This window comes from Oceaniglobus indicus (genome assembly GCF_002751875.1).
Classification (GTDB): Bacteria; Pseudomonadota; Alphaproteobacteria; order Rhodobacterales; family Rhodobacteraceae; genus Oceaniglobus; species Oceaniglobus indicus.
Map to the genome: position 1 here is coordinate 60010 of NZ_NMZM01000005.1, position 13350 is coordinate 73359.

14 protein-coding genes are annotated in these 13350 nt (G+C 66.1%); 4 read left to right on the forward strand and 10 right to left on the reverse strand.

Annotated features, from left to right (window positions below):
• The first annotated feature begins 99 nt into the window (after positions 1-99).
• Entirely contained in the window at positions 100-2544 is a 2445-nt protein-coding gene (gene hrpB / locus CFP68_RS09170) for an ATP-dependent helicase HrpB (protein WP_241524020.1), read from the forward strand.
• A gap of 18 nt (positions 2545-2562) precedes the next feature.
• Positions 2563-2775 (forward strand): hypothetical protein, encoded by a 213-nt coding sequence (locus CFP68_RS09175; protein ID WP_099826631.1) that lies wholly within the window; start codon positions 2563-2565, stop codon positions 2773-2775.
• A 114-nt stretch (positions 2776-2889) separates the two neighbouring features.
• Here the strand turns inward: CFP68_RS09175 and argF are convergent, their stop codons facing one another.
• A complete protein-coding gene (gene argF, locus CFP68_RS09180; RefSeq protein ID WP_099826632.1) occupies positions 2890-3795 on the reverse strand; it encodes an ornithine carbamoyltransferase in 906 nt (301 codons plus the stop codon).
• A 78-nt stretch (positions 3796-3873) separates the two neighbouring features.
• A complete protein-coding gene (locus CFP68_RS09185) occupies positions 3874-5058 on the reverse strand; it encodes an aspartate aminotransferase family protein (protein WP_099826633.1) in 1185 nt (394 codons plus the stop codon).
• A gap of 273 nt (positions 5059-5331) precedes the next feature.
• Between CFP68_RS09185 and CFP68_RS09190 the strand changes: the two genes are divergently transcribed.
• Positions 5332-6234 carry a DMT family transporter gene (locus CFP68_RS09190; RefSeq protein WP_099826634.1) on the forward strand — a complete coding sequence of 301 codons (903 nt, stop codon included), beginning with the start codon at positions 5332-5334 and terminating at the stop codon, positions 6232-6234.
• 3 nt (positions 6235-6237) lie between these two features.
• Here the strand turns inward: CFP68_RS09190 and CFP68_RS09195 are convergent, their stop codons facing one another.
• A complete protein-coding gene (locus CFP68_RS09195) occupies positions 6238-7041 on the reverse strand; it encodes an ABC transporter permease (RefSeq protein ID WP_241524021.1) in 804 nt (267 codons plus the stop codon).
• Positions 7042-7194: 153 nt separating this feature from the next.
• Here CFP68_RS09195 and CFP68_RS09200 point away from each other — a divergent pair, with 153 nt between their 5' ends.
• Entirely contained in the window at positions 7195-7749 is a 555-nt protein-coding gene (locus CFP68_RS09200; RefSeq protein ID WP_099826635.1) for a GcrA family cell cycle regulator, read from the forward strand.
• 12 nt (positions 7750-7761) lie between these two features.
• Here the strand turns inward: CFP68_RS09200 and CFP68_RS09205 are convergent, their stop codons facing one another.
• From CFP68_RS09205 to CFP68_RS09235, 7 genes are read right to left on the reverse strand one after another with little or no spacing between them, the layout of a single operon-like run.
• Complete coding sequence (locus CFP68_RS09205) at positions 7762-8697, reverse strand: lysophospholipid acyltransferase family protein (protein ID WP_241524022.1); 936 nt, start codon at positions 8695-8697, stop codon at positions 7762-7764.
• Positions 8698-8700: 3 nt separating this feature from the next.
• A complete protein-coding gene (locus CFP68_RS09210; protein ID WP_099826636.1) occupies positions 8701-8979 on the reverse strand; it encodes an HPr family phosphocarrier protein in 279 nt (92 codons plus the stop codon).
• Positions 8976-9380: a PTS sugar transporter subunit IIA gene (locus CFP68_RS09215; RefSeq protein ID WP_099826637.1), complete on the reverse strand. Its 405-nt coding sequence runs from the start codon at positions 9378-9380 to the stop codon at positions 8976-8978. The genes CFP68_RS09210 and CFP68_RS09215 overlap by 4 nt, the downstream gene beginning before the upstream one ends.
• A gap of 6 nt (positions 9381-9386) precedes the next feature.
• Complete coding sequence (gene rapZ, locus CFP68_RS09220; protein ID WP_099826638.1) at positions 9387-10313, reverse strand: RNase adapter RapZ; 927 nt, start codon at positions 10311-10313, stop codon at positions 9387-9389.
• Positions 10310-10738, reverse strand: a complete 429-nt coding sequence (locus CFP68_RS09225) for an HPr kinase/phosphorylase (protein ID WP_099826639.1) — start codon at positions 10736-10738, stop codon at positions 10310-10312. The genes rapZ and CFP68_RS09225 overlap by 4 nt, the downstream gene beginning before the upstream one ends.
• Positions 10735-12450, reverse strand: a complete 1716-nt coding sequence (locus CFP68_RS09230) for a sensor histidine kinase (RefSeq protein ID WP_099826640.1) — start codon at positions 12448-12450, stop codon at positions 10735-10737. The genes CFP68_RS09225 and CFP68_RS09230 overlap by 4 nt, the downstream gene beginning before the upstream one ends.
• A gap of 9 nt (positions 12451-12459) precedes the next feature.
• Complete coding sequence (locus CFP68_RS09235; RefSeq protein WP_099826858.1) at positions 12460-13161, reverse strand: response regulator transcription factor; 702 nt, start codon at positions 13159-13161, stop codon at positions 12460-12462.
• Between the last annotated feature and the right edge of the window lie 189 nt (positions 13162-13350).

Here is a 13350-nt window from a genome sequence, read left to right on the forward strand (position 1 = left end):
CGGGCCGGGTGTGTCGGTGCTGCATATGTGCCTCTCCGGTGTCCTTCCTGTGCCTTTCCCGCGCGCCCTTGTCCAGCCTGTCTGGCAACCGGGGGCGCCATGGGCAATAACCGCGCCATGGACCTGCCCATCGACTCTGCCCTGCCCGATCTGCTGTCGGCCCTGCACGCCAGCGGTCAGGCCGTCCTCCAGGCACCGCCGGGCGCGGGCAAGACGACACGGGTGCCACTGGCCATCCTGAGCAGGTTCGATCCCGCCGGGAAGATCGTCATGCTGGAACCGCGCCGCATCGCCGCCCGCGCCGCCGCCGAACGGATGGCCGAAACGCTGGGCGAACCCGTCGGCCAGACGGTCGGCTTTCGCATCCGTGGCGAATCCAAGGTTTCCAAAGCAACCCGGATCGAGGTGGTCACCGAAGGCATCCTGACACGGATGCTGCAATCCGATCCCGATCTGCCCGGCGTCGCGGTTGTGATCTTCGATGAATTTCACGAACGCTCGCTCAACGCCGATCTGGGCCTTGCACTGTCGCTGGAGGTCCGCGCGGCCCTGCGCCCGGACCTGATGCTGCTGGTGATGTCGGCCACGCTGGACGCGGCACCGGTCGCCGCCCTGATGGGCGACGCGCCGCTGGTCACGTCGCAGGGGCGCGCCTTTGCGGTCGAAACCCGCTGGCTGGAACGGCCCCTGCCCAAGGAAGAACGATTCGTCACATCAATGGCGGCGCTGATCCGGGACGCCGCCCACGAGACAACCGGCGGCATCCTCGCCTTTCTGCCCGGCGAGGGCGAGATTCGCCGGTGCGCGGCCCTGCTCGACGGCCACCTGCCCCCGGACGTGACGATCCGCCCGCTCTATGGCGCCCTGCCCCTGTCGGAACAACGCGCGGCGATCGCCCCGGCCGGAACCGGCCGCAAGCTGGTGCTTGCCACGGCGATCGCCGAAACTTCGCTGACGTTGCAGGACGTGCGCGTGGTCGTGGACGGCGGCAAGGCCCGCCGCGCGCGGTTCGATCCCGGATCCGGGATGTCGCGGCTGGTGACGGAAAAGGTGACGCGGGCCGAGGCCGAACAACGCCGGGGCCGGGCCGGACGGGTGGCTGCCGGCACCTGCTATCGGCTCTGGACCCGGGGCGAAGAGGGCGCGCTGGCGGCCTTCCCCCCGGCCGAAATCGAAGCCGCCGACCTCGCGCCGCTGGTCCTCGAGCTGGCGCTCTGGGGGGTGAGCGATCCCGCCACCCTACCGTTTCTGACCCAACCGCCCGCGGCCGCCTACGGCGAGGCGCAGACCCTTCTGACCGGTCTCGGCGCGTTGTCGGACGGGCGGATCACCGATCATGGCCGCGCGCTGGCGGCGATGCCCCTGCATCCACGGCTTGCACATATGCTGCAAATGGGCGGGCAATCCGGCGCCGAACTGGCGGCATTGCTGTCGGATCGCGATATCCTGCGGGGTGCACCGGTCGATCTGTCCTTGCGCTTGCAAGCCCTCGCAAACCCCCGCGCCATGCCGTTTCCGGCCGACCGCAACACCCTTCAGAGGGTGCGCCAGGAAGCCAGGCGCCTGGCGCGTCTGTCCCGCTCGGCCACTGCGCTGAACACCGCGCAACAGGCCGCACTGGCCTTTCCCGACCGGATCGCCCAACGCCGTCGCGGTGACGCACCCCGCTTCGTGCTGTCGGGGGGCAAGGGCGCGGTTCTGGACGCGGCCGACCCGCTGGCCGCCGCCCCCCTGCTCGTGGTCACCGACACCGACGGCAACCCGCGCGAGGCAAGGATCCGGCAGGCGATCCCCATCTCCCTGCCCGACCTGCGCGAGGTGCACGGCGACGCCATCGCTTGGCACGACGTCTGCACCTGGGACAGGCGCGACGCCCGCGTGCAGACCCGCCAACAGGAACGGTTCGGTGCGCTGGTGTTGGACGATCGCATCTGGCGCGATCCACCGTCCGAACAGGTGGCCCATGCGATGCTCGACGGCGTGCGCGACCTCGGGCTGTCGCTGCCGCCCGCCGCCGAACGTCTGCGCGCCCGCGTGATGCTGTGCCGGGCGGACAATCCGGACCTGCCCGACATGTCCGATGCCGCACTGATGGACAACCTCGAACGCTGGCTGCTGCCGCACCTCGGCGATATCCGCACGGCCGCCGCCTGGAAAACCTTCGACCCGACACCGGCCCTGACCGCCATGCTGGACTGGGACGCGACGCAGATCGTGAACCGCGCCGCGCCCGCCCACCTGACCACACCGCTGGGCCGCAAGGTGGCCATCGATTATTCCGGTGACGCCCCCGAGGTCGAGGTGCGCTTGCAGGAAATGTTCGGCACCACACGCCACCCGACGGTGGCCGGGCGCGCCCTGCGCATCACGCTGCTGTCCCCCGCCCGGCGCCCGGTGCAGACCACGATGGACCTGCCGGGCTTCTGGGCCACATCCTACGCCGATGTGCGCAAGGACATGCGCGCCCGCTATCCCCGCCACCCCTGGCCCGAAGACCCGTCACGGGCCGACCCGACCCTGCGCGCCAAACCCAAAGGCACCTGATCCGCGAAAGGACACCCCATGCAACTGATCGAAGACCTCGCCGACGAACTCGCCCTCGAAGCCCTCGCCGCCGCCGAAGCCAGCGGCGATGACCAGATCGTCGACCAGGTGGGCGAAGTGCTCGGCGCCTCGTCCCAAACCCTGCAGGAGGCATATCTGACCGCGGTTCGGGTGCGGCGCGCCGAAACCCGCGCCCGCGCCCTTCTGGCACCGTTCAAGACAACCAGGTGACCGGTCACGGCTTTTTCTTGCCAAAAATACTCGAATCCGCCGCCCACCCCGGGCACGCCGTCGCGGCAGCGCGCCCGCCAGACATCGAATCGCGCCGCAGGCGCGTCCGTTGGATCAGACCCCCAGGCACCAGCGCATGATCGATTTTTGCGCATGCAGACGGTTTTCCGCCTCGTCGAAGACCACGGAATGGGGGCCGTCCATCACCGCGCTGGTCACCTCGTCGTCGCGGTGGGCCGGCAGGCAATGCATGAACAGCGCATCGGGCTTGGCCCGTGCCATCAGCGCCTCGTTGACCTGGTAGCCGCGCAACTGGTTGTGGCGCCGTTCGCGCGCACTTTGCGGATCGTGCATCGACACCCACGTGTCGGTCACCACCAGGTCGGCCCCCTCGACCGCCTTGAACGGATCGCGCTCGATCGTGATGCCCCCGTGCAGCGCCGGTTCCGGATCCAGGGGGGCGGGGCCGGTGAAGGTCAGGTCGAAGCCGAACTGCGGTGCCGCATGGGCGAAGCTGGCGAAGACGTTGTTGCCATCCCCCGACCACACCACCTTGCGCCCCTTGATCGGTCCGTTGTGTTCCTCGAACGTCATGATGTCGGCCATGATCTGGCAGGGATGCGTGCGGTTCGTCAGCCCGTTGATCACCGGCACGCTGGCGTGCTCGGCCATGTCCAGCAGGGTCTGTTCCTCGAACGTGCGGATCATGATCAGGTCGACATAACGGCTCAGGACGCGGGCGGTGTCGGCGATCGTCTCGCCGTGGCCCAACTGCATGTCGGTGCCCGACAGAACCATCGTCTCGCCGCCCATCTGGCGCACGCCGACATCGAAACTGACGCGCGTCCGGGTCGACGGTTTCTCGAAGATCAACGCGACCATGCGGCCACTCAGCGGCTGATCATCGTCCGGGGTGCCCTTGGGGCGGCCCTGGCGCGCCACCTTCATGGTGCGGGCGTGGTCGATCATCTGCCGCAGATCGGCGGGATCGGTCGTATGGATATCGAGGAAATGGTTCATGCGCAGTCTCGCGTTGGGGGGCAGTTCAGGTGTGAAAGGGTGGGTCTGACATCACTGATATGAAAGCGTGCGATACCGTCAGGCGTGGTGATGGGCCTGCGCCCGGGCCGCGGCGCGATCCAGGCGCGCGACGCCTTCGGCGATGTCGCTGTCGCTCAGCGTCAGGGCCGGCAGCAATCGCACCACGTTGTCGGCTGCGGGCACGGTGAGGATGCATTCGCCATACCCTTCGCGGACCACGTCGGTATTGGGAAGGATGCATTTCAGCCCCAGCATCAGGCCGGTGCCGCGCACCTCGGCAAAGACACCAGGGTGGGCGGCGACCAGCCCTTCCAGCGACTGGCGCAACAGGCCCGCCTTGCGGTTCACCTCGTGCAGGAATTCGGGATCGGTGACGATCTCCATCACCCGCGCGCCCACCGCACAGGCCAGCGGATTGCCGCCATAGGTCGATCCGTGCGTGCCCGCCGTCATGCCCGACGCCGCGTCCTCGGTCGCCAGAACGGCGCCCAGGGGAAAGCCGCCGCCGATGCCCTTGGCCACCATCATGATGTCGGGCGTGATGCCGGCGTATTCATGGGCGAACAGTTTGCCGGTGCGCCCGATGCCGCATTGCACCTCGTCCAGGATCAGAAGGATACCGTGGTAGTTGCACCGCTCGCGCAGCCCCTTCAGGCATTGATCGGGCAGCGGGCGGATGCCGCCTTCGCCCTGGACCGGCTCGATCATGATCGCCGCCGTGCTGTCGGTGATCGCCAGGCCCAGCGCCTCGTGATCGCCCCAGGGGACATGGGTGAAACCGGGCAGCAGCGGGCCGAAGCCGTGGGTCATCTTTTCCGATCCCGCCGCCGCGATCCCGGCGGCCGAGCGGCCATGGAACGCACCTGAAAAGGTCACGATATCCGTGCGTTCGGGGTGGCCTTTGTCGAAATGATACTTGCGCGCCATCTTCACCGCCAACTCGCAAGCCTCGGTGCCGGAGTTGGTGAAGAAGCAGGTGTCGGCAAAGGTGTGTTCGACCAGCAGATCGGCCAGCTTTTCCTGCGCCGGGATGTGATACAGGTTCGACACATGCCACAGCGCGTTCGCCTGTCCGCTCAGCGCCGCCACCAGATCGGGGTTCGTATGTCCCAGGGAATTGACCGCGATTCCGGCGCCGAAATCCAGGTATCGGGTGCCGTCCGCCTCGGTCAGCCAGCTTCCCTCGCCCTTGATGAAGGACAGCGGCGCGCGGTTATAGGTCGGCAGGATGGATGGGATCATGGGGTCGGTCCTTGGAAGGTGGCAAGCCAAATGAGTGGCGTGTCGGGCCGTGGCTGTCAATGTTCGGGGAAAGCCGGAGGCACGCCGGCAGATGGACGGTCGGGCGAAACCGCCCGTGGCGACGTTCAGCGTCGGCGTCGTGAAATGATGTTCAGCGCAAGGTCCATGTCCCCTTCTAACCCCGTCGATGGCACAAGGAAAGGGCGTTTTGCCCTCCCGCATCCCGGCGCGAATGACCTTGAACACCCCGCACGTGCGGCCCAAGGATGGGCCATGACACCCCATGCCCCGAACCCGCCCGTCGCCGTGGCCTTCATGCTGACGGCCACCGCCTTTGTCGCGGCGACGACCGTTCTTGCCAAGATGCTGGGCACCGATGTTCTGGGCCCACCGCTGCATCCGCTTCAGATCAGCCACGGGCGGTTCCTGTTCGCGTTTTCCGCCTTCGTGACGCTGGCGGCGATCCTCCGCCCGAAGATCACCGCGCCTGGCCTGCGGCTGCATGCCGCGCGGTCGTTCTTCGGCTGGAGCGGCGTGACCCTGATGTTCGCCGCCGTCGCCTTCATCCCGCTGGGCGATGCCACCGCCATCAGCTTTCTCAACCCCGTCGTGGCGATGCTTCTGGCGATTCCGCTATTGCGCGAACGTGTGGGTCCGGTGCGCTTTGGTGCCGCGGCCATCGCGTTCATCGGCGCGATGGTTCTTCTGCGCCCCGGTTCGGGCACGATCCAGCCGGGAGCGGTGCTGGCGCTGGGCGCCGCCGTGCTGATGGGCACCGAAGTCGTCTGCATCAAACGGCTGAGCGGGCGCGAGCCGGCGTTCCAGATCCTGCTGATCAACAACGCCATGGGTCTCGCCATCGCGACCTGCGCGGTGGTCTGGGTCTGGGGCCCGCCGACGCCTGCTCAATGGGCCGCGATGGCGGCGCTGGGGGGCCTGATGGCCTGTGCGCAGACGATGTTCATCCAGGCGATGGCGCGCGGCGACGCCAGTTTCGTGGCGCCGTTCAGCTATGCCACCCTGTTGTTCGCCACGCTCTATGACTTTGGCGTGTTTTCCGTGGTGCCCGACGCCGTGTCATGGCTGGGTGCCGGAATCATCGTGTGCGGCGGCATCATCCTGGCGGTGCGGGACGGGCGGAAACGGGCAAAACCCGTGACCGCCGCACGTCTCTAGCCATCAGGATTTCAGACGATACCCCTTGCGGAACCACACCCAGCACAGGGTCAGGACCAGGGCGGTCGACACGATGCACACCAGAAGACCCAGCCAGGGCGAGCTGTCGGATCGGCCGATGATGCCGAAGCGCACACCGTCGATCAGATAGAACACCGGATTGGCCTGGGTCAGCCAGATCATCGCCGGCGGCAGCGTGTCGATGGAATAGAACGTCCCCGACAGGAAGCTGAGCGGCGTGATGATGAAGTTAGTGATCGCCGCCATCTGGTCGAACTTCGACGCGAAAATCCCCGCGATCATGCCAAGGCCGCCCAGAAACGCCGCCCCCAGCACCACGAAGGTCAGCGTCCAGATCGGATGCGCCAGGCCAATCCCGAGGAACAGGAACATCGCCAGCCAGATCGCCACAGCAACGAACAGGCCGCGCCCGACGGCCCCGGCCAGGAATCCGATCACCAGTTCCAGCGGCGACAGCGGCGGCATCAGCGTGTCGACGATATTGCCCTGCACCTTGGCCACCATGATCGAGCTGGAGGTGTTGGCAAAGGCGTTCTGGATCACCGTCATCATCAGGATCCCCGGCGCGAGGAAAACGACAAAGGGCACGCCCATCACATCGCCCCGCGACGGCCCGATCGCCAGCGCGAACACCGTCAGGAACAGCCCGGCGGTGATCAGCGGCGCCAGCAACGTCTGGGTCCACACGCTCAGGAACCGGCGCACCTCGCGCTCGGCCAGTGTCTGCAGACCCATCCAGTTGACGCGGCCGAACCGCCGCGTGCCCATTTCGATGCTTTTTTCCATGCCGGATCTCCTGAACAATACCCGCCGTTGCGCCACCGGATCTTGTATCCGGCGCACGGGTGACTAGAATAGAGCCCTGATCCGAACCTCAAGGCCGCGCGGTGTGAATTCCACGGTGCAGCTGTTCAAGCCCCCAATACGCGAGGACCGCAGATGTCGTGGAACGATGAACGTGTCGAAGTGCTAAAGAAGATGTGGGGCGAAGGCCAGTCGGCAAGCCAGATCGCCAAGGAACTGGGCGGCGTCACCCGCAACGCCGTGATCGGCAAGGTGCACCGGCTGGGTCTGTCGAACCGGGCCACGGCCGCGCCTGCCGCCGAACCGACACCCGAGCCTGTCGCGCCCGTCGCACCGCCCCCCGAACCGGCGGCCGAACCCGCCGCCGAGACGGAAGAACCGGAACCCGTCGTGGCCACGTCGCCGGCCCGCCGTGCGATCATTCCCGCCGGCCAGCCGCTTCCGCCGCAGCCTTCGGCCAACGAGATTTCGCCCGAGGCGCTGGCCAGCGTGCGCGAGGTCGAAAAGACGGCCAAGAAGATCTCGCTGATGGAATTGACCGAACGGACCTGCAAATGGCCGGTGGGCGACCCCGCGACCGACGATTTCTGGTTTTGCGGGCTGGGCGTGCAGGCCGGCAAACCCTATTGCGAGGCCCACGTCGGCGTGGCGTTCCAGCCGATGAGCTCGCGGCGCGACCGGCGGCGCTGAACCGGACCCGGATCAGTCGGCGGCGCGCAACGCAAGGGTGCGCGCCCGCAACCAGGCCATGAAGGCCCGCGGCGTGCCGATGTGCGGCGCCATCTCCTCGGGCGTTATGACATGCCCCACCCGCGGCGTTTGCGGCCTCTTCAGGGCATGGACCACCTCATGCAGCAGCAACCCCTGACGCAACGTCGCGGAAACGCGGTTGGCCATCTGATACCAGCGTGAGTTTTGACCCGGAAAATAGATCGGGACCACGGATGCGCCCGAGCGGGCGATCATCTTGGCGGTGAACGGGTTCCATTCCGCCTCGATCGCGGGGCCGGTCAGGGTGGCCGACGACGCGACCACCCCTGACGGGAACAGCACGATCACGCCACCGCCCGCCAGATGCGCCATGGCCCGTTTGCGCATGTCCAGATTGCGCGCCAGGGCGTCCGCCTCGTGGGCGAAGGGCACGGGGATCATGAACTCCTCGATCTCGCCCACGCCGGTCAGAAGCGACCGGGTGAGGATCTTGTAATCCGTGCGCACCCGGCCGATCAGTTCGGCCAGGACCATGCCATCGACCAATCCGTGCGGATGGTTCGCCGTGACGACCAGCGGACCGGTGGCCGGAATCCGGGCGATTTCATCCGCCGGCGTCAACAGATCGATCCCCATCACCTCCAGCGCCTGTTTCCAGAAACCCTGGCCGTGCGGCACGCCCATCGCCTCGAACTGGCGGATCAACGACAGCAGGCGAAGCTTGCCGGTGGCCATCTCCATCGCCTGGATCGTGCGCGCCTGGACCGGATTCGTGAACGTCCCGGCATAGGACAGGCGGCGACGGTCATAGGGCTGATCGGCCAGGTTGCTGCCGTCACCCTGCCCGACGGTGGCCGGAGATTCCGGCCCCGCGCTTTGGGCGCTGGAGCGGCGGTTGCCGGGCGGGCCCGATTTCGGTCTGGTCATCGATCACATGTCTTCGCCGAACCGGTCGGCCACAAGGGCTTCCAGCGCATCGGCCAGTTTTTCCGCTTCGGGCCCGTTGGTCTGGACCTCGATGAACGTGCCCTTCGAGGCGGCCAGCATCAACAGCCCCATGATGCTGTCGCCTGCGGCACTCAGCCCGTCCCTGGACACGGCGGCGCGGGCGTCATGCTGTTCGACCACCTCGACCAGGCGGGCCGAGGCACGGGCGTGCAGCCCCTTTTCGTTGACGATCTTCAACTTGCGGCTGACCGTGGCTGTCATGGGCCGGTGTCCTTCCCTTGGATCTCGAATGCGTCGATATATTTGCGGCCCGCGGCCACCGCCAGACGAACGGCCTCGGGGACGGGCAGATGGCGGGATTTCGCCAGTTTGATCAGAAGCGGCAGGTTCGCCCCGAAGACGATCCGTCGGTCGTCCCGGGTGCAGGCCAGAAGCGACAGGTTCGACGGCGACCCCCCGAACATGTCGGTCACGACGATCACGCCGTCGCCGCGGTCGACCGCATCGGCGGCGCGATAGATCTCGGCCTCTTTCGTGGCGCGATCGTCCTCGGGTGCGATCGAGATCGCCATCAGCCCCGGCTGACGCCCGACGACATGCTCGACGGCCGCGAGAAACTCGTGCGCCAAACCGCCATGTGCGACGATCACGATCCCGATCACGTGAACCTACTCCGTCCTCAAAACTGGCGCGAGGGCCGCGCGCCGTTCCATTTCGCGGTGCCGCGTCGACACCTGCCATCCCGCCGCCGCAAGGGATCTGGCCACATGTTCCGTCACCGCCACCGACCTGTGTTGGCCGCCGGTGCAGCCGAACGCGATGGCAAGATGCGTCTTGCCCTCGGCAGCATAGGCCGGAAGCAAGGCAAGCGACAGGTCAGACATGCGGCCGATGATATCGTCGAACCGGGAATCGCCGGCGACATAGGCCGCGACCGTGTCATCGGTGCCGTTGAGCGCCCGAAGTTCGGGCACCCAATAGGGATTGCGCAGGAACCGCACGTCGAACACCATGTCGACCCCCCGCGGCAGCCCGCGTTTATAACTGAAAGATTGCACCGACACGGCCAGTCCGACGCCGCCCTTGTCCGCGAACCAACGCTCCAGATCGGCCCGCAGGTCGTGCGGCGTCATCTCGGACGTATCGATCAGGATGTCGGCGCGCGCGCGGATGCCGGTCAGAAGATCGTTTTCGCGCGCGATTCCCTGTTCGGGCGTTTCTGCGGGGGCGATGGGATGGCGTCGGCGGGTTTCGGAATACCGCCGCTGCAACACCTCGGGCGCAGCATCCAGATACAGCACCTCGGCCTTCAGGCCGGGGATGCTGCCCAGCGCGTCGATGGTTTCGATCAGCGCGAAGGCCGAAAAGTCGCGGTTGCGCGCGTCGAGGCCCAGCGCCATGGGTTTGGGCAGAGGTGTGCCGTCCAGCAGACGCGGCAACAACGACAGCGGCAGGTTGTCGATCGCCTCGTATCCCAGATCCTCGAGCACGTTGATGGCGGTCGAGCGTCCGGCGCCTGAGGGTCCGGTGACCAGCACCAGGCGCGCGCCGTGATCGGGCGGAATGGGGTCGGTGGTGTCATTGGTCGGGGTCATGGAACAGGGGCCAATCCACACTTGAGGAACTGCACGAGCGCCGGTGCAAGATGCCGCCCGATCCCACCGGAAAGCAAGGGGATGGCACACCCCAGGATGTCGCAATGGGCCGGCGGCGGCAGACGGTCGGTGGGGGAACGGTCCAGATCCACGATTGCGGCCACGTCACAGGGCGGATGCAGATCGGCCAGCAACAATCCGAGACCGCGCGCTTCGATCATCGCCGGCAGCGTGGGCGGCGCGGCCGCGATGAGGACGCCGCCATCGCGATACAGACGGGTGCGGTCATCGGCGACCAATCCCGCCCCGAATGCCATCAGCTCAAGCGCCAGTGCCGATTTGCCCCGCCCGGACGCCCCCACGATCAGAAGGGCCCGCGCGTTCAGCGCAACGCAGCTGGCATGGCGAATGACGCCGGCGTTCACACCGGCAGGCCCACCACAAAGCGCGCGCCCAGCGGATCGGACGTGATATCGGCATCCGTGGGGCGGATGTTCTCGGCCCAGATGACACCGCCGTGCGCTTCGACGATCTGCTTGGAAATCGCCAACCCGAGGCCCGAGTTGTTGCCGAACTGGCCTTCGGGACGTTCGGAATAGAACCGGTTGAACACCTTCGACAACGCCTGTTCGGGGATGCCCGGTCCGGTATCCTCGACCACGATCAACACCCGGTTTTCACGCTTGCGCGCCCAGACCCGGATTGCATCGCCATCTTCGCAGAAGGACACGGCATTGGTGATCAGGTTGACGAAAACCTGCGCAAGACGGCTTTCCAGACCGTCGATCACAATCGAGCCGCCGGGCAGGTCCGAGATGAATTCGATGCCTTTCGACTTGGCTTCTTCGCCCAAGTACTCGGTCAGATTGCCCAGCATGTTCAAAAGGTCGAACGGCTCTTCCTCTTCCTTGACCAGTTCGCTGTCCAGGCGCGACGCGTTCGAGATATCGGACACCAGCCGGTCCAGCCGCCGCACGTCGTGGTCGATGACGTCCAGCAGGCGTTCACGCTGTTCGTCCTTCTTGACGAACCTGAGCGACCCGACCGCCGAGCGCAGCGACGCCAGCGGGTTCTTGATCTCATGGGCCACGTCGGCGGCGAATTGTTCGTTGGCGTCGATCCGGTCATAGAGCGCCGCAACCATGCCGCGCAGCGCCCCCGACAGACGGCCGATTTCGTCAGGCCGGGCGGTCAGATCGGGAATGCGGACGCGGCTGGGCTTGACCGTGCGGGAATTCTTGGCGCGGCCGATTTCCGCCGCCGCCGCCAGGTCGGACAGCGGATTGGCGATGGTCGAGGCCAGGACCATGGACAGGCCGATCGACACCAGGATCGCGATGACGAACATCTGCAACACCTGTTCGCGTTCGTTGCGCACAAGTTGGTCGATCTCGCCCGACGCACTGGTCAGCGCGACGACGGCAACGGGGTTTTCGCCCACCATCACCGGCGCGGCGACCGCAAAGATCGTGCGGCCGGACACATCCAGCGCGGTATCGACCTGTAGACCACGTTCCGCCGCACGGGTGACCAGGGCGCGCGCCTGGTCCTGGGGCGCGATCGATTGGGCGGGATCGTCGCCGACGGCCAGCACCGATGAAAGGCCGTCCCACAGCGTGTTCAGCAACCCGGTGATGATGTTGCTGGTTTCGCCCGTCTCGCCCAACCCGTTCAGCTTCGTCGGCCCGGCACCATCGGATTGCGCAAGGAACGTGCCGTCGGGGGCAAAGACGAAGACCTGATTGGCCGACGACAGGCGCAGGCTGTCCAGTGCTGACGTCGCCGCCAGCGTTTCGGCATCCAGCGCGCCATCGCCGCCCGGTGTCAGGCGGACCGCAACGGTGTCGGCGATCAAGCCCGCCTCGATCACCAGCGCACGTTCACGCTGTGACACCAGGCTGTCGCGGAACGGGTTCAGATACAGAACCCCCGCCACCAGAACGAGGATCGCCAGAAGGTTGAAGATGATGATCTTCCGCGCCAATGGCGAACGGTTGAGGAACAGGACGCCACGCCGTTCGCGGCGGTCGCGCAATTCCTGTTCGACCGACGCGTCGGGACCGGTCCAATCCTCGCCCAGCACGACACCGCGCTGTTTCCCGGATCCGGATCTTCCCGCCTCGATGCCTGACGCCATGCTCACGACTTACTCTTCGTTATAGCGGTAGCCGATACCGTAAAGGGTTTCGATTGCCGAGAATTCCTTGTCCACACCGCGCATCTTCTTGCGCAACCGCTTGATATGGCTGTCGATGGTGCGATCGTCGACATAGACCTGATCGTCATAGGCGACATCCATCAGCTGATCGCGCGATTTCACGAACCCCGGACGCTGCGCCAATGCCTGAAGCAGCAGGAATTCGGTAACGGTCAGGGACACGTCCATCCCCTTCCAGACCACGGCATGGCGGGCCGGATCCATCGACAATTCGCCCCGCTGCATGACCTGCGACGTCTCGCTCTCGGTCATTTCCTCGCCCGACAGGACCTCCTGGCGGCGCAGAAGGGCGCGGATACGTTCGACCAGCAGGCGCTGGCTGAACGGCTTCTTGACGTAATCGTCGGCGCCCATGCGAAGGCCCAGCACCTCGTCGATCTCGTCGTCTTTCGAGGTCAGGAATATCACCGGCATCGCCGTTTTCTGGCGCACCCGCTGCAACAGGTCCATTCCGTCCATGCGCGGCATCTTGATATCGAACACCGCCATGTCCGGCAGCCGCTTGTTGAAGGCGTCAAGCGCCGCCTGTCCGTCGTTGTATGTCTCGACCTCGAACCCTTCGGCCTCAAGAGTCATCGAAACCGACGTCAGGATATTCCTGTCGTCGTCCACCAATGCGATTCTCGACATGGGTCTTCCTTGTGCTGCTCGGTTGCTCTTGTTGTTTTTCGCCATCTTCCGTTGCGTATGATGAGGAATCAAGAATTAACTGCGAATCACCCCCATGGGAGTGCCACAATCTGGCCACATCTTCCTTAGGAATGACTAAATTGTCTCACTTTCGGCGATCCACCGGCGCGTCTGCCGGTTTTCCGGCAA